Here is a 15637-nt window from a genome sequence, read left to right as displayed (position 1 = left end):
GAACTTCCTGACGTCCGCCTAGACCTTGCTCCAGATAGACATCAGGCCGGGTTTTTTACGCTTGGCCGCTCACTGACCTTGGCGTTCCAGGCCACCAGGGCCGTGCATTCATCCGGAATCGCAATCTGGGCAAAACCAGCGAAGACCAGACCGGCCCAAACGGTGATATCGGCCATCGAGAATTGATCGCCCGCCACGTATGGCTGGGTTTTCAAGACCTGGTCGAAGTAGCGCATGCCGCTGATGGCTTTCTCACGATGCCGCTCACCCCATACGGCCCGGTCGCTCCACTCCGGGCTTTTATAGGGTTTCAGTTGAGGCCCGAGCCCATCGGTGGCGTGATGAAAGTAGATGCCGATGGCGTCGATAAGCTGGTCATCGGCACGTTTCTGCATCATGTGGATCACCCCCTTCTCTTTCGGCGTGATGCCGGTGAGCGTGGGACTGCCCTCGAGGTTGTCGAGATACTCGGTAATGGCCGTGCACTCAGACAGATACGTACCGTCCTCCAGCTCCAGAACCGGAACCGTGCCGGTAGGGTTGATCGCCAAAAAGGCGCTTTGCTTATGTTCGGCCGCCGGCAAGTCGATCTTGATGAACTCGATTTTGGAGGCTAATGCTTTCTCGGCGATGACCACGCGAATACGTAACGGGCTAGGAAAACCGGGGATATCGTAGATCTTCATGCTGACTCCGCTGCTATCTATCTATCGGGAGGTAGACAGTGAGGCTGCGCACTATCTTCTGTCAACATATATCTATCGATAGGTAGAAAACAAATCATAGCCACAACAGACACCAGGCAAACCAGCCTGGATGCCGCCCGCAAGGTCGTACGGGCCGGGGGGATTCACGGATGCGAACGTCCAATGGCTCACCAGGGTGCTGGCGCTGAAACAACCGGACGCCCTTATTTGATTGCTTTGACATCTACGCTGATCGCAGGTAGAAGCCGTTCATCTTCGACTGCGACACTCACTCCACTCTCCTCCCGTCGCAGCACTATTGAGGTGTATCAATGGATGTCAAAGGCACTCCCCGAGCGAATGTTTTTCGGATCCTTTGGGGGCGCCTGAAAGAACATCCGCTGTCGAAGCTGGGGCCCGGACTCATCACCGGCGTGGCCGACGACGACCCCAGCGGCATCGCTACCTACTCACAGGCGGGCGCTCAGTTCGGCCTGAACATGCTATGGACGATGCCACTGACCTTTCCTTTGATGGCAGCCGTTCAATTGATGTGCGCAAACCTGGGCAGAGTGACCGGCAAGGGGTTGGCCGCCAACATCAAAACAGCATTTTCACCGCTCGTACTCCAGGCCGTGGTGCTGCTACTGCTTATCGCCAATACACTGAACATTGCCGCCGACGTGGCGGCCATGGGCGAAGTGGCGGAACTGGTCAGCGGCGTCAACCGGCATCTGATGACCGCCATCTTCGTGTTCGGGACGCTGGCACTGCAGATGTTCATCCCCTACCACCGCTACGTCGTGTTCCTGAAGTGGCTGACACTTTCGCTGCTGGCTTACGCCGCCGTGCTGTTTACGGTGCATATCCCGTGGGAGCAGGTGGCCCTACATACGGTCTGGCCCCAACTCACTCCGGATGCCAGCGCCGCAGCGGTCGTCGTGGCGCTTTTTGGCACGACCATCAGCCCTTATCTGTTTTTCTGGCAGACCTCCGAAGAGGTCGAGGACATGCAGAAAAACCCCCACAGTGTCCCGCTCAACCAAGATTCGCGGACCGCTCGCAAGGAGCTGCGACGCATCCGCTGGGACACCTGGAGCGGCATGCTCTACTCCAACATCACCGCCTACTTCATCATTCTCGCGACGGCCGTGACCCTCAATATGGCGGGGGTGACCGACATCAACACCGCGGCGCAGGCCGCCAGCGCATTGCGACCACTGGCTGGCGATTTCGCCTACCTGCTCTTCGCCCTTGGCATACTGGGCGTCGGCATGATCGGCGTCCCCGTGTTGGCGGGTTCCGGCGCCTACGCCCTGTCCGAAGCGCTGGGCTGGAACGAAGGCCTCGAACGCAGAGTGCGCGACGCCCGAGGCTTTTACAGCATCATCGCCATCAGCGTGCTCGCCGCGCTGGCCATCCAGTATTCGCCCATCAGCCCCATGAAAGCCTTGTTCTGGAGCGCGGTGATCAACGGGGTCGTTGCCGTACCGCTAATGGTCGTCATCATCATCCTGGTGTCGAAGAAATCGGTGATGGGTGATTTCACGGTGAGCCGGCCGTTGATTGTCCTGGGCTGGATAGCGACGGCGGTGATGGGGACGGCGGCGGTAGCGATGTTTGTCCCGGGGTAAATCAGATGTTTGACAATCCGCCTGGCCATGACTCAAACGTTGCCGGGACCTCAAGTCCTACCTTGACGTTACTCATCGAGATTCAATAAATAAGTGCATCGCATTGAAATAAGATTGACTCCACAACCGCAGTCCACTGACCTACCTGCTGGACTTTCAGCCGCCCGGAGAGCCCATGAGCCCCCTTCCCGATCTTCACCTGAACGGCGCCATGCTTCTTCAGCAGCTCCGTGCGTTAGGCGAACTGGGTACCGACCCCCTGAACGGTGGTCGTACCCGAATTGCGCTGACCGATGCGGACAAATCCGCACGCGACCAGCTCGTGGCCTGGATGAAAGAATTGGATCTGGATATCCAGGTTGATCGTATTGGCAACCTCTTCGGCACGCTCCACGCTGCTGACGACCAAGCCGGGCAAGCCCCCCTGATGATCGGCTCGCACATCGACACGGTGACCAATGCCGGCGCACTGGACGGTTGTTATGGCGTGTTGGCGGGCCTGGCCGTGGCCCGTGCCTTCCGCGAGTCAGGTGGACTGCCGCCACGCGCCATTGTCATCGTGGCCTTTACTAATGAAGAAGGTGTCCGCTATCAACCGGACATGATGGGTTCACTGGTATACGCCGGGGGAATGTCGGTCGAAGCGGCCTTGGCCACCCTGGGCACGGACGGCACCCGCCTCGCCGACGAGCTGGAGCGCATCGGCTATGCCGGCGATCTGCAACCAGGCTCCATCATTCCACACGAATACCTGGAACTGCACATCGAGCAAGGTCCCATCCTCGAAGCCGAGAATACCTTGATCGGCGTGGTGGAAAACCTCCAGGGGATCTCCTGGCAACAGGTGATCGTGCAAGGCAATGCCAACCACGCGGGCACCACCCCGACCCGCTTGCGGCACGATGCCGGTTATGTGGCCAGCGCAGTGGTTGCCGAACTGCGCAAGATCGCCCTGGACGCGAACGGAACCACCCTGGCCACCGTCGGCTGCATGAGCTTCGAGCCGAACGTGATCAACGTCATACCGCGCAAGGCCAGCTTCACGGTGGACCTGCGCGACCCCGATGAAACGCGACTGGTTCGCGCTGAACAGCGGCTCTCGCGCTTCCTTGCCGAAATCTCGGCAGCCGAGGGCGTGCATATCAGCACCACGGAGTTGGTGCGCTTCCAACCAGTGGTATTCGACGCCGGCCTGGCCGACGAAATCGAGGCATCCGCCAAACGCTTCGGCTTCAGCCACAAGCGCATGACCTCAGGTGCGGGCCACGACGCGCAGATGATCGCAAGGATTGCGCCGTCGGCGATGATCTTCGTGCCCAGCCGTGGAGGCATCAGCCACAACCCCCGCGAACACACCGATGACGATCAGTTGATCAAGGGCGCCCAGGTGCTCCTTGATGTGGTCCTGCGACGCCTGAATATCCCGTTGTAATGCCCACCCGAAACCACGCGCCACCGGCAAAAAACCGGTGGTGATGGGCGCGGCCTTGCCTGACGGAGTCCGTTATGTTGCTCGCCAATCCCAACGGTTGGCATCAACGCCCGCTCACGCATCCTGCTGATCAGCACCGTGGGCGCTACAGCGCCGGGCGTCTACGCCAAGCGGGTGGGTGAGTCCGCGGTTTCGGTTCAGGCACGCCAGCAGGCCTGGCTGGCGAACGCCTGAGCGACGCCGCCCGTTGGCGTATCGGCTCAAGTCGAGGTATCAGACCGGTGATTGGAAATAACGGTCCGATTTCTGCCGTTGGTTTTTGCCACGTACAGTGCTTTGTCAGCAATATCGATCAAGTTCTCGGGTGTGTCCCCTTTTGAGCCTGATAAAGCACTGATGCCCACGCTGATGGTGACGACTTTGGCGGGTGATTCGCTGTGTTGGATCGAACTGTTCTCCAGTTCAGTGCGAATTCTCTCGGCGATGATAAAGGCGCCTACATAGTCGGTGTTTGACAGTAAGATGGCAAACTCCTCGCCACCGTACCTGGCGGCCAGGTCACCTTCCCGAGAGATATTTTTTTTGATGATAGCGCCCAGCACTTTCAAACACTCATCGCCCTGTACACGGCCATAATGGTCATTGTATTTCTTGAACAGATCGACATCGATCATGATCAGCGCAACGTCATCGGGTCGTCGTCTTGCCTTGTAGACTTCCGTATTGATAAACAGGTCAAACTTGCGACGATTGGGCAGACCGGTCAACCCATCCTCGAGAGCCAACTGCCCAAGCACCTTGTTGGCCTCGATATAGTTTGCCTCAGAACGCTGCAACTCCTTTTGCAGTTGCAACTGCCGACTCATAAGCCTTATCAGTCGATAGCCAAGAACGCTGAGAATAATTAGCAACACCGCTGATATAAGAAAACTGGCAAAGGATTCGCTGCGCCAATCCGCCAGTATTTCATTTCTATCAAAGGCGGCGATCACCACAAGAGGGTAGCCACTGACCCGTTGAAAGCTGATGACCCGTTCGGCATGGTCAATAAATGATCGGATGGTGGCGGTGCCCGAGCTGACCTCGGGGGTTAACAAGGCAAATATCTCTCCCGTTGAAATATCGGTGCCAATATCAATCTCGCGGAAGGGTTTGCGTACGATGATATGCCCTGCGGCGGAGGTCAGATTGATCAGGCCATTCGCGCCCATGTCAATGCCATCATAGAGGCTGAGAAAATATTTAAGATAGAGCGTGGCCAGGGTCACCCCGGCAAAACTACCGTCCGGGTGATTGAGCCTTCGCGAAATGGTAATGACCCATTCATTTGTTGAGCGACTGCGTATCGCCGGGCCAATATAGGGCGCCGTGCTGGCATGCTCACGATGGTAGATAAAATAGTCGCGATCCGAGTTATTGACGCCGTACGGCACGGCACCGTTCGAATTGAACAGCCAGCGCCCCTGCTCATCATAAATAAAAAACCCATGGACTTGCGGCAGGCTTTTTTGTTGGTTTTTCAGTATGCCGCCCAAGCGTTCCAAGGTCTGCGCCCCGGTGCCTTCAACTTCCACTTGCCCCTGAATGCCCAATATCACGGTATCTGCTTGAGTCAGTGTCGCCGCGATATTGGATGACAAGGTCTTGGAAAGATTTGACATCTCGATTTCTTTGTCATGCAGGTGATACTCCAGAGAATTGAATACCCCCCAGATGCTGATCGCTATCAATGAGATACATACCGCTGCCACAAAAAGCACCACATGGCCGACCTTGAGCGTGGCATCGGCCCACTCGCCTTTAAGAAACGAGGTCGCTTTTGTGATCATGAAACCCTTCCATGTGGTTGAAATGATGACGTGTAGTTTATGCGATTTTCCGAGAGGCCTCACATTTCTGAGCATGAGATGCACTCCGCGGTGCACGCGCGGCTTGAGATCGAGTCCGCGCCCCCCTGACGGCGGCTCAACGGGTCCAGATGCCTGGCCTGGAAAAGTCTAGCGTCAGTCGGATGATAGGCAAGCATCATCGATGCGGGAGAATTGGCGGGAGTGCGCCAGTGGAGCATCAAGGCGCCGCAGCGCGGCGGCGCTATGAAGCCATGGATTCGAGCGGACTAAAGAGGACGCAGGCAGCCAATGGGCAAGCTCTGTCATCGAACAGCAGTTCACACCTCAGCGGCCCCTCTGATTTCAGTGCGACTCTTGAAGTGCTTTATTTGAAATCAAAAACAACCACGGCGTAGGGGATAAAGGGCAAAATACCTACTTTCACCCTCAGGATCGCCGTGACATGAAGCAAGGAGCCATTCTCTCTGGGAAAAAACGCCAGACTTTCATGTTCCCACTCGTAGGTCGTTCCAGGGCCTGGAGGCGCAGGTAAATAGTCACCCAAGGTCACTGAAAGCACCCTTCCGCTCTCCAGTGCTATAGTCTTGAGTTCTTCATTAGCAATGACATACAGATGATTTTCGTGAATTCTTCCGGCCTGTACCCGGTTTATCGTCTCAGAGAGAACTAACTGCTCGCGAACCGGTGCGCCTGTCCACAACGACCCAACGGGAAACTTGTTTAGCTTGCTGGTGTTTTTATACTTCGACGTGTAAATAATTTTATTTTTTTCGTCAGCCGTGACCCAAGGCAGACCATCGTCCTGATCTTCATCACGTGGCAATATCGCATATTTTCCTGAGTAAGAGAGTGTCTCTTGATCAAAAGCTGCCAGGATCGGATACAAGTAGTCTTCTTGCCCCTTCGGCCGTTTATCTTCAAGTGGCGCCAATATTTCTCCATCGAGGATGCCAAGGGACCCCAGGTGATTGGAACCGTAATTTTCGAAAAAATACGGGGGAACAGCAGGTGTCTTCACCTGTTCCTGAGCATATTCAGCAGTGTCTCTCTCAAGCCCGGTGGAAGTGGGCAGGTCGGTGCTTAACATTCCAGAAAAAAACACCCGTTTTGTCTTCCCATCGTAAGCAATGCCTTGCCCACGAGTCACGGATGTTAGTGGATCATCGACAATGCTGAAGGTTGTTGAGTCGACAAATGCCCAGTTTGTTTTTGGCGAACGCGCCGAGGCCTTGGCGGAGCTGGTTTTTTTATCATTCATAATTGATTCACTACCCTGCAAGGGATGTGTTGACTACTTTTTCCATTGGAGGATTCAAATATACGAAGGTTATTTTTCCGTGCCTACTGTTAGAAATGACAGTTCGTTAGTCGAATTGGAAGCAAGCGTCACGCGGGATAGAATGCAAGGACGTGAAGCGCCCGACAGCAATCGACCCCGACTGCCTGATTAGCGGATCACGCAATCACCTTCGCATACACCGGCCTGTCGACATTCCCACCGGTCAGGATGACCCCCACCCTCTTCCCGGCCATGGCCTCACGCTCCTGCATAAGCGCCGCCAGTGCCGCCGCTCCCGCCCCTTCAGCCAGGTTGTGGGTGTCGCTGTAATACACGCGCATGGCCTCGGCAACCTGCGCGTCCGAGACCGCTACGATCCTCGCCGCCCCGGCCGCATACACCGCAAAGGCTTCGGGGATCGGCTTGCGCACGGCCATACCGTCGGCCAGGGTATTCGCCGAGGCGGTTTCCAGTATTTTCCCGGCTTCGAAGGATCGCTTCGCGGCGTCAGCTTCGGTCGATACCACACCGACCACCTGGGTCTTCAGGCCCAGCGCATCACGGGCGGCGATAATCCCGCAAATCCCCGAGCCACAACCTATGGGCACGTAGACGGTGTCCAGATCCGGTACCGCCTTGAACAACTCCAGCGAGTAGGTGGCGACACCCTTGATCAATTCGGCATGGTACGGCGGCACCAGATAGAGGCCTTGCGTCTCAGCCAGGCGCGCGGCCTCCTCACGGGCTTCGTCGAAATCCTGGCCAAACTCGACGACCTCGCCACCAAAACCGCGCATGGCGTTGTTCTTCTCCACGGAATTGCCCCGCGGCACCACGATCAGCGCCCTCAAGCCCAGCGCCCGGGCCGCCAGGGCGATGCTCTGACCGTGGTTACCACGGGTAGCGGTGACAACGCCTTGCGTGTTCGGGTGGGTACGCTTGAGCCAGTGCATGAAGGTAATGCCGCCGCGCACCTTGAAAGCACCGGTGGGGGTGTGGTTTTCGTGCTTGACCCAGACCGTGCAGCCCATGCGCTCGGCCAGCAAGGGCCAGGCGTATTGGGCGGTGGCGGGCATCACCTGGTATACCTGGCGGGCAGCGTTTTCGATGTCGTCGCGGGTCAGTCCGTGCATGGTTGTTCTCTCTGAGGTTTTGCCCAGTCTAGGCAGGAGCACAGCCCATCGGCTTTCAGAAAACTGACCTGACCTTCAGGGTTGTCCTTCAGTAAGATGGTGCCCATGAATCGTCGAAACAACTTGCCGCCCCCGTCCCTACACGAACCGGTCCGTCGTGCCGAGGCCGGGCCGTGGGCGATCGAGCTGCTGCCCGGCGCCCGCTACGCAACCCGCTACATAGCGACCCAGGCCGCCATTGGCTTTGCCTTCGACAGCCAGCGAGGCCTGCACGCGATTGGCAGCGACCGGGTGCGCCCCTTCACGGCCACGCCCAACGGCCTGGCATTCATACCGCCTGGGTGCGACGTGTTTTCTGAATCGCCCGAGGGCGGCGAATACCTGCGGATCATCCGCACCGACGGTACAGCACTGGCGGGAGAGCATGCTTTTAACAACCGGATTGATCGGCAGGCGATTGCCCTGGCGCAGCGAATGCGCAGCGCGCTGTTGCGGGCCTCGGTGGAAGACGACTGGGAGACCTGGGCACTGGCCTTGGCCCAACGGGCGGCGGGAGACCCTGTGCTGCCGGAGCTGTCCCGTGGCTCGATGACCAACCACCGGCTGCGCCTGCTCGACGAGTTCATTGACGCCAAGCTCGACGGGCCGCTGAGCGTGCAGGCGATGGCGCAGACACTGGGTTTATCCGAAGGCTACTTCATACGTGCGTTCAAGGACGCAACGGGCAAGAGCCCGCACAGTTACCTGATCGATCGACGCCTCGCCCGGGCCCGGTGCCTGTTGCGCGGCTCGGCGGAGCGCTTGGCGGACATCGCCCAGGCCTGCGGTTTTGCTTCCCAGGCGCACATGGCCACGGCCTTCAGGCAGCGCTTGGGGGTCAGCCCGCGGGATATGCGCGGGTAATCGGCAATCGGGTGATTGCCGAGCAGGCGCGCCCGCCTCAAAGGGTCACGCGATAGCTCTGTGATCCCCGTATGGGAAGGGACTGGCAGAGCTGCCGGACCACCTCCTGGCCGTAGCGCCTTTCCAGCTTCCGGACAATGAAGTGCCCGCGCGCCATGTCCTGGAAATGATTGATAAAAGCCAGGTTGATCAACGCACCGCCCACCGCGCCGATCGCCGGTATGGCTTGCGCGGCGGCTTTCTCGCCCACATGGATGCTGAATCGCTCGGCAATGGCAGCGATCAACTTGAGTACCGAACCATCCGACAGGGACTTCGCCAACGCCGCGCGCACGGTGTAATAACCGGTTTCCGAGTCGTATCAAGGTGCGGTCACTGTCCAAGCTCCACGGCGATGAAGAGATCTTGCGTGCCCAGAACTGACTGGCTGCCCGCTCCAACCTCGACTCGCTTTCGTCAGTCGGCAACGCTCAAGCGGACAGGGTCGGCGCGAGCTGAAACTGGATGGCGACTTCGAAACCATCGGTCCTGCCCGGCGCGGGTGAGGCTAACGTCATGCTTGCCTTGACCCCATGGACGATGCTCTTGGCAATCGCCAGGCCCAGCCCCGAACCGCTGGTCTCGCTGCTGCCCCTTACAAAGCGCTCGGTCAGATGCCGCAACACCGGCTCCGGCACCGCAGCCCCGCCGTTGACCACCCGCAACAGACCCTGGGTGGTGAGACTGACCTCGACCGGCTGATCCGCCGCGCCGTATTTCAACGCATTCTCGATCAGGTTACGCAACAGGATGCCGAAGGCGTCCGGATCGATGGCCGCAAAAACACTGGCCTGGGTCGGGAGTTGCAAGCCGATCCGCCGACCACTGCTGTGCTTCCACTCATCGACCACATGGGCCAGCAAGGGAATCAGGTCCTGAGGCGTTTCGGACAACAGCCCGCCGCCTTCGGCCTTGGCCAGTTGCATAAGCTTTTCCGAGAGCCGGGCCAACTCCCGCAGGGAGCTTTCGATCTTTGTCGCACGCACGCGCAACGGGCCTTCGGGGGCCTCGTGGCGCAGTCGCTGGATCTGCGCCAGGGTCGCGGCCAGGGGCGTACGCAATTCATGGGCGCTGTTGGCGGTGAAGCTGCGCTCGGTCTCCAACGCCTTGCGCAAGCGCTCCAGCAGGTGATTGACCGCCTCGGCCAGCGGATCGATTTCAGCCGGCAGGCGGGCCACCTTGATCGGCGAAAGATCACCGACACCACGAACCTCGACAGCCCGGCGATAGGCCAATACGCTGCGCAGGCTGATCCGCACCAACAGCCAGGTGCCCAGCAGACTGATGGGAATCAGCGCCAGCAACGGCAGCAACAAGGCAACCAGTGCTTCACGCGCGGCTTCACGACGATGGCTCAGGGGCTCGGCGATCTCGATGAATACCTCTCCATGCCGCGCACTGGCGCCGTACAGGCGGTACTGACGCGTCGTGGAAAAGCCTTCGCTCGGCGGTTTGCTGAAGATCTTCGGACTGGCGTCATGGGACTGCATGAGGATTTCGCCAGCGGCATCGCGCACCCGGTAAGCCAGATATTCCTTGTGCATTCTCAGGGTAGGCACGTGCTGTGCCTCCGGCCCCCGTTCACGGCTACCGATTTCCAGCACCGCCAGCGGCAGGATGCGTTGCGCGGTTTCTTCCAGCGCGCTGTCGAACGCCTCGTTCAGCTCATGTTGCACCACCAGCCAGGCGCCGACGGTCCCCCCCAGCCAAAGCAAGGTCATGCCCAGGGTCAGACCCACGCCCAGGCGTTTCTGCAGACTTGCGGAAGGTTTCATTCGGACATCAACCGGTAGCCCATGCCGCGCACGGTTTCAATCATTTCACGGCCGAGTTTTTTGCGCAGACGGCTGATATAGACCTCGATGGTATTGCTCTCGATTTCGGCGCCAAAGGCATACAACCGCTCCTCAAGCTGTGACTTGGACAGCAGTGCGGTGGGACGTTGGACAAACGCCTCGAACAGCGCCCACTCGCGGGCCGTGAGGTCGACGATCAGACCATCGCGCAGGACCGTGCGGGCGCTCATATCGACCTGCAGCTCGCCAAGCCTGATGTGCGGGTTGGGATTACCGCTATAGCGTCGGGCCACTGCGGCCACCCGGGCCGAGAGTTCAAACAGATCGAAGGGCTTGACCAGATAGTCGTCGGCCCCCGCATTCAGGCCGGCGATGCGCTCGGATATCTGATCCTGGGCGGTCAGGATGATCACCGGGGTCACATCCCCCGCCGAGCGCTGCTGACGCAAAAAGTCCAGCCCGCGACCGTCCGGCAGCATCAGGTCGAGCAGGATCAAGTCGTAAGGCGTGGTGCGCACGCTACTGCGGGCATGGTCCAGGCACTGCACCCAATCCACGGCGTGGCCGTCATCGGCGATCTGCTCGCGCACCGCATCCCCCAGCCCTACTGCGTCCTCGACCAGCAAAACCCGCATGCGGCACCTCTCGTGATGGTTGTCGTGGCACACCTTAGCTGCCTTTGCTGACGTGAACCTGAAGATTCAGGTGGTTGTCAGGAATGCGCTCTAGGGTATGCCACAGACGCCGCCTCCGGCAGCTATTTCCAAAGCTTCAGGTTGCTGTCAGCCGGCAGCTCCAGACTCTGGCCACACAGCTCAAACAGGATACCGTCATGAAGACCCTCATTGCTGCAACCTGCCTCGTCGGCGCCCTTGCCCTGCCGGAGTTGGCACAGGCCCGTGAAGTGACCCTGACCACCCAGCTCAAGGACTACGGCGGTAGCGAGGCCTATCTGGCGATCTACCTCACCGACGGCAATGGCCAGTACCAGAAAACACTCTGGGTCGCCGGCCGGAAGGCCAAGTATTACCGGCACCTGAGCGACTGGGCCCGTGGCAGCGGCCAAAAACCCGCTGAATTTGATGGGATCAGCGGTGCCAGCGTCGGCAGCGGCGACACCCTCAAAGTCAGCGTTGAGTTGGCGGACACTTTGATCGATGCCGGGTTTCAGATTCGCGTCGACAGCGCCGTGGAGAACCAACGCGAAGGCCGCGCCGACGTCAGCGTGCCCCTGACCGCCAACGGGGCGGGCAGGCCAACCACCGGTAGCACCTACGTAAAGTCATTTACCTACGACCTGTAATACCTGCCGTTTCTGGAGGCTGAACATGCTTCGCCAGTTCCACTCACTGCCCGGCCTGGTGGCCGCCCTGCTGGTTATGCTCCTGGCCATCAGCGGCGCACTGCTGTCGATTGACCCGGCCCTGGAGCGCCTGCATAGCGCTCCGAGCGCCACCGGGCAAGTCAATGTCGGGCAATTGGTCGGGCGCGTCGCCGAGCATTTCCCTGGCGTGGAGCAGATCCGCCGCACCACGTCCGGAACGGTGATCGTCTACCACAACCAGAACGGCCAAGCCGCGATGGACATCGTCGACCCATTGACCGGCCTGGGCCTGGCGCCCTATGCGCCGTCGTCCTTCACGCGCTGGGTGAAAGACCTGCATCGCTCGCTGTTCCTCGGCGTACCCGGCCACGCCGTATCCGCCGTCGGCGCGCTGTTCATCCTGATACTGTCGGTGTCTGGCGCGCTATTGCTGGCGCGGCGCCTGGGTGGCTGGCGCAATTTGCTACGTCCGCTGCGGGGAACCTTCAGCCAGCGCTGGCACTCGGAAATCGGGCGCCTGGCTTTGCTCGGCCTGCTGCTGTCGGCATTGAGCGGGCTGTACATGTCCGCCACGACCCTGGGGCTGGTCGCCGACGGTAGCCAGGATGAACCGCCCTTCCCCAGTCAGGTCAGCGCCGCCCCAGCCTTACCGATAGCGAGCCTGCAAGCCTTGCGGAGCACCGACCTGAACGATCTGCGCGAGCTGGTTTACCCAAGCCCCGACAACCCGCGGGACGTATTTACCCTGCGCACGGCCCAGGGCGACGGTTACGTGGACCCGGCCAACGGCGCCTGGCTGTCCTATCAGGCCCACGACGCGATGCACAACGCTTACGAATGGATGTACCAGTTGCATACCGCTGAAGGCCTCTGGTGGCTCGGCCTGCCGCTCGGCGCTTGCGCCCTGTGCGTCCCGTTGATGAGCGTGACCGGCATCCTGCTGTGGTGGCGCCGCCGCAAGAGCGGGCCGCAGCTGGGCCACAACAGCGATGCGCAATCGGCCGACTGTGTGATTCTGGTCGGCAGCGAAAACAACAGCACCTGGGGTTTTGCCAAGTCCCTGCATGAAACCTTGCACCAGGCCGGTCATCGGGTACACAGCACCTCGATGAATGAATGGACTGGCGAATACCACGGCGCCGAGCGCCTGTTCATTCTCACCGCGACCCACGGCGACGGCGATGCGCCGGCCTCGGCGGCGCGGTTCCTGACGCGACTCGGTGAGACGGGCGTCAAACCCGGCCTGCCGTTTTCCGTGCTGGGCTTTGGCGATCGACAGTTTGCCCGCTTCTGCCAGTTCGCCCATCAAGTCCAGGACGCAATGCTGCAAGCCGGTGGCACGGCGTTGCTGGAACTTGAAACCATCAACCGCCAATCCTCCCAGGAGTTCGCCCGCTGGGGCCATGCCTTGGGTGAGAAACTGGGACATGACCTGACACTGGTCCATGCCCCCCAACGTCCGCGCACCCAACCACTGCTGTTGACCGAACGCACCGTCTACGGTGAACAGGTGAATGCGCCGACCCAGGTGCTGCGCTTCAAGGCCGCCGGCGAGCTACCGAGCTTCCAGGCCGGCGACCTGGTCGGAGTCCTGCCCCCGGGCAGCGCAGTGCCACGTTTCTACTCGCTGGCCAGTCGTTCGGAGGACGGAGTGCTGGAGATCTGCGTGCGTAAACACGAAGACGGCGTGTGCTCGGCGTTTCTGCATGACCTGGAAATGGGCGCGCAGATCGATGCCTTTATCCAGCCCAACCCACAATTTCGCCCGGCGGCGGGCAGCCAGCCGGTGATTCTGATCGGCGCCGGTACCGGTATCGGTCCCTTGGCCGGTTTTATCCGTAACAACAAGGACCGGCACCCGATGCACCTGTATTGGGGCGGACGCCACCCGGCCTCGGACTTTCTCTACGAACCGGAGCTTAAGCGCTACCTGGCGGACCGGCGTCTGACGGCGTTACGCGCAGCCTTTTCCCAGGCCCAGGACCGCAGCTATGTACAGGACAGGCTGATCAACGATGCACTGGCCCTGCGCCGGTTGATTGAGAAAGGCGCGCAGGTATTGGTGTGTGGCAGTCGCGAAATGGCCAAGGGCGTGATGCAGGCGCTGGATGAAGTACTCGCGCCTCTAGAGCTCAGTGTGCTGACCCTGAAGACACAAGGACGCTACCGTGAAGATGTCTACTGAGCTGCAACGCTACAGCCTGAATGGCGAAACCATGGGCACCCGCTACACGGCCTTGTTCTACGCCGATACCGGGATCGATGTCGATGCCATCGGCCGGGACCTGGCGCACGCCGTCGGCCGAGTCGATCAGCAGATGTCAACCTGGAAGGCCGACTCCGATCTCAATCGCCTCAACGCCGCCCCCGAACAGGAATGGGTGCCGGTACCCAGAGAAATGATCGAGGTGTTGTCCGCGGCGCTGAGTATCAGCCAGCAATCCAACGGAGCCTTCGACATCGCTGTCGGTGACCTGGTACACGCCTGGGGATTCGGCCCCGGCGAACCGACGGTCATGCTACAGCCGTCCGCGACCAGCCCGTCGCCAGCCCGTCGATCGGCGAGCGCGGCCCTGGTGGTCGATTCACGACGCAATCAGGTGTGCAAGCGCGCGCCGCTGAACCTTGATTTGAACGGCATCGCCAAGGGTTTCGGCGTCGATGAACTGGCCCGTAGCCTGGAAGATTTTGGCATCACCCGGTACCTGGTGGGTATCGACGGCGACATGCGCGCTCGTGGTCTCAAACCCGACGGCAGCGCCTGGGCCGTGGCCCTGGAAAAGCCCAACCGGGGCGTACGTGAAGTGATGGGGGTGATGGATCTCAGCGACGCCGCCATTGCAACCTCCGGGGACTATCGACAATGGGTCGATTTAGCCGGTCGCTCCTATGCCCACACCATGGACCCGGCGACCGGCGCACCGTTGTGCAATACCCTCGCATCCGTCACCGTAGTGGCGCCAACCGGCCTGCTCGCCGACGCCTGGGCCACGGCGCTGATGGTACTGGGCGAAAAGGCAGGTCCACGCTTGGCTCAGGAACGCGGAATGGTTGCCTTATTCGTATTACGCGACGGGCAAAAGCTCAAGGAAATATACGTTTCTGATGGGACGTTACAGGTTGCAGAGCTCAATCCACAATAAACAATTTCGCTCCGCACGCAGTGGACGAGCGATGCCCCTCGTTATTATTGCCGACCTGATAGCTCATCCCCGCGGACAGGGTAAACCGGCGACCATCTTCCAGTTCGGTGTCCAACTGGCCCTCCAGGCACAACAGGATATGCCCTCTCCAGCACCAGTGGTCGGCCAGGTATCCGGGGCTGTACTCGACCATCCGCACACGAGCACTGCCAAACTGACAGGTCCGCCAATAGGCGGTCCCCGTCTGGCCCGGATGGGCGACAGGCTCGATAGTCGACCAATCCGTAGTACCGAAGGGGATAGCCGTAAGATCCATGGAGTTATTCCTCGCAGAAAAGAGCCACAGACCGTATCAAGCCGCCGCGAGGTTGAATAGATACAGATCAGCAGGATCGAACGCCGCGAGTTGGCGCCCTCC

General features: G+C 60.0%; 14 protein-coding genes. 6 read left to right on the top strand and 8 right to left on the bottom strand.

The features are described from left to right. Window positions 1-41: 41 nt before the first annotated feature. On the bottom strand, window positions 42-686 hold the full coding sequence (locus tag AC07T0_RS16140) for a glutathione S-transferase (RefSeq protein WP_495002137.1): 645 nt from the start codon (window positions 684-686) through the stop codon (window positions 42-44). Window positions 687-1018: 332 nt separating this feature from the next. Here AC07T0_RS16140 and AC07T0_RS16135 point away from each other — a divergent pair, with 332 nt between their 5' ends. Beyond that, a complete protein-coding gene (locus tag AC07T0_RS16135) occupies window positions 1019-2320 on the top strand; it encodes an NRAMP family divalent metal transporter (RefSeq protein WP_495002136.1) in 1302 nt (433 codons plus the stop codon). 175 nt (window positions 2321-2495) lie between these two features. Beyond that, the gene (locus AC07T0_RS16130; RefSeq protein WP_495002135.1) at window positions 2496-3752 is read left to right on the top strand and encodes a Zn-dependent hydrolase; all 1257 of its coding nucleotides are present in this window, start codon (window positions 2496-2498) and stop codon (window positions 3750-3752) included. A gap of 260 nt (window positions 3753-4012) precedes the next feature. Here AC07T0_RS16130 and AC07T0_RS16125 read toward each other — a convergent pair whose 3' ends face one another. The 3 genes from AC07T0_RS16125 to AC07T0_RS16115 form a co-directional block, all read right to left on the bottom strand. Then, window positions 4013-5581 carry a sensor domain-containing diguanylate cyclase gene (locus AC07T0_RS16125; RefSeq protein ID WP_495002134.1) on the bottom strand — a complete coding sequence of 523 codons (1569 nt, stop codon included), beginning with the start codon at window positions 5579-5581 and terminating at the stop codon, window positions 4013-4015. A gap of 385 nt (window positions 5582-5966) precedes the next feature. Further along, window positions 5967-6860, bottom strand: coding sequence for a hypothetical protein (locus tag AC07T0_RS16120; protein WP_495002133.1), 894 nt, complete (start codon window positions 6858-6860; stop codon window positions 5967-5969). A 197-nt stretch (window positions 6861-7057) separates the two neighbouring features. Next, window positions 7058-8014, bottom strand: coding sequence for a threonine dehydratase (locus AC07T0_RS16115; protein WP_495002132.1), 957 nt, complete (start codon window positions 8012-8014; stop codon window positions 7058-7060). A gap of 105 nt (window positions 8015-8119) precedes the next feature. Between AC07T0_RS16115 and AC07T0_RS16110 the strand changes: the two genes are divergently transcribed. Continuing rightward, a complete protein-coding gene (locus AC07T0_RS16110) occupies window positions 8120-8917 on the top strand; it encodes an AraC family transcriptional regulator (RefSeq protein ID WP_495002131.1) in 798 nt (265 codons plus the stop codon). Window positions 8918-8954: 37 nt separating this feature from the next. On the opposite strand, the gene AC07T0_RS16105 is transcribed toward AC07T0_RS16110, so the two are convergent. From AC07T0_RS16105 to AC07T0_RS16095, 3 genes are all read right to left on the bottom strand, one after another. Then, the gene (locus AC07T0_RS16105) at window positions 8955-9251 is read right to left on the bottom strand and encodes an EcsC family protein (protein ID WP_495002130.1); all 297 of its coding nucleotides are present in this window, start codon (window positions 9249-9251) and stop codon (window positions 8955-8957) included. 136 nt (window positions 9252-9387) lie between these two features. After that, window positions 9388-10731 carry an ATP-binding protein gene (locus tag AC07T0_RS16100; RefSeq protein WP_495002129.1) on the bottom strand — a complete coding sequence of 448 codons (1344 nt, stop codon included), beginning with the start codon at window positions 10729-10731 and terminating at the stop codon, window positions 9388-9390. Next, window positions 10728-11387, bottom strand: a complete 660-nt coding sequence (locus AC07T0_RS16095; RefSeq protein WP_495002128.1) for a response regulator transcription factor — start codon at window positions 11385-11387, stop codon at window positions 10728-10730. The genes AC07T0_RS16100 and AC07T0_RS16095 overlap by 4 nt, the downstream gene beginning before the upstream one ends. Window positions 11388-11584: 197 nt before the next feature. Between AC07T0_RS16095 and AC07T0_RS16090 the strand changes: the two genes are divergently transcribed. The 3 genes from AC07T0_RS16090 to AC07T0_RS16080 are packed head-to-tail and all read left to right on the top strand — an operon-like array spanning window position 11585 to window position 15219. After that, window positions 11585-12055, top strand: coding sequence for a DUF2271 domain-containing protein (locus AC07T0_RS16090; protein WP_495002127.1), 471 nt, complete (start codon window positions 11585-11587; stop codon window positions 12053-12055). Between the two features lie 25 nt (window positions 12056-12080). After that, on the top strand, window positions 12081-14261 hold the full coding sequence (locus AC07T0_RS16085) for a PepSY domain-containing protein (protein WP_495002126.1): 2181 nt from the start codon (window positions 12081-12083) through the stop codon (window positions 14259-14261). Further along, on the top strand, window positions 14251-15219 hold the full coding sequence (locus AC07T0_RS16080; protein ID WP_495002232.1) for an FAD:protein FMN transferase: 969 nt from the start codon (window positions 14251-14253) through the stop codon (window positions 15217-15219). Before AC07T0_RS16085 ends, AC07T0_RS16080 begins: the two co-directional genes overlap by 11 nt. On the opposite strand, the gene AC07T0_RS16075 is transcribed toward AC07T0_RS16080, so the two are convergent. Continuing rightward, window positions 15206-15535 carry a DHCW motif cupin fold protein gene (locus AC07T0_RS16075; RefSeq protein ID WP_495002125.1) on the bottom strand — a complete coding sequence of 110 codons (330 nt, stop codon included), beginning with the start codon at window positions 15533-15535 and terminating at the stop codon, window positions 15206-15208. The genes AC07T0_RS16080 and AC07T0_RS16075 overlap by 14 nt on opposite strands. Between the last annotated feature and the right edge of the window lie 102 nt (window positions 15536-15637).

This window comes from Pseudomonas sp. GW821-FHT04D07, assembly GCF_059420225.1.
This window is presented reverse-complemented; position numbering and strand designations above follow the sequence as displayed.

Bases quoted from the DNA above. Each gene is read 5' to 3' on its own strand.
- AC07T0_RS16140 (WP_495002137.1), bottom strand. From the start codon at position 686: ATGAAGATCTACGATATCCCCGGTTTTCCTAGCCCGTTACGTATTCGC.
- AC07T0_RS16135 (WP_495002136.1), top strand. From the start codon at position 1,019: ATGGATGTCAAAGGCACTCCCCGAGCGAATGTTTTTCGGATCCTTTGG.
- AC07T0_RS16130 (WP_495002135.1), top strand. From the start codon at position 2,496: ATGAGCCCCCTTCCCGATCTTCACCTGAACGGCGCCATGCTTCTTCAG.
- AC07T0_RS16125 (WP_495002134.1), bottom strand. From the start codon at position 5,581: ATGATCACAAAAGCGACCTCGTTTCTTAAAGGCGAGTGGGCCGATGCC.
- AC07T0_RS16120 (WP_495002133.1), bottom strand. From the start codon at position 6,860: ATGAATGATAAAAAAACCAGCTCCGCCAAGGCCTCGGCGCGTTCGCCA.
- AC07T0_RS16115 (WP_495002132.1), bottom strand. From the start codon at position 8,014: ATGCACGGACTGACCCGCGACGACATCGAAAACGCTGCCCGCCAGGTA.
- AC07T0_RS16110 (WP_495002131.1), top strand. From the start codon at position 8,120: ATGAATCGTCGAAACAACTTGCCGCCCCCGTCCCTACACGAACCGGTC.
- AC07T0_RS16100 (WP_495002129.1), bottom strand. From the start codon at position 10,731: ATGAAACCTTCCGCAAGTCTGCAGAAACGCCTGGGCGTGGGTCTGACC.
- AC07T0_RS16095 (WP_495002128.1), bottom strand. From the start codon at position 11,387: ATGCGGGTTTTGCTGGTCGAGGACGCAGTAGGGCTGGGGGATGCGGTG.
- AC07T0_RS16090 (WP_495002127.1), top strand. From the start codon at position 11,585: ATGAAGACCCTCATTGCTGCAACCTGCCTCGTCGGCGCCCTTGCCCTG.
- AC07T0_RS16085 (WP_495002126.1), top strand. From the start codon at position 12,081: ATGCTTCGCCAGTTCCACTCACTGCCCGGCCTGGTGGCCGCCCTGCTG.
- AC07T0_RS16080 (WP_495002232.1), top strand. From the start codon at position 14,251: ATGTCTACTGAGCTGCAACGCTACAGCCTGAATGGCGAAACCATGGGC.
- AC07T0_RS16075 (WP_495002125.1), bottom strand. From the start codon at position 15,535: ATGGATCTTACGGCTATCCCCTTCGGTACTACGGATTGGTCGACTATC.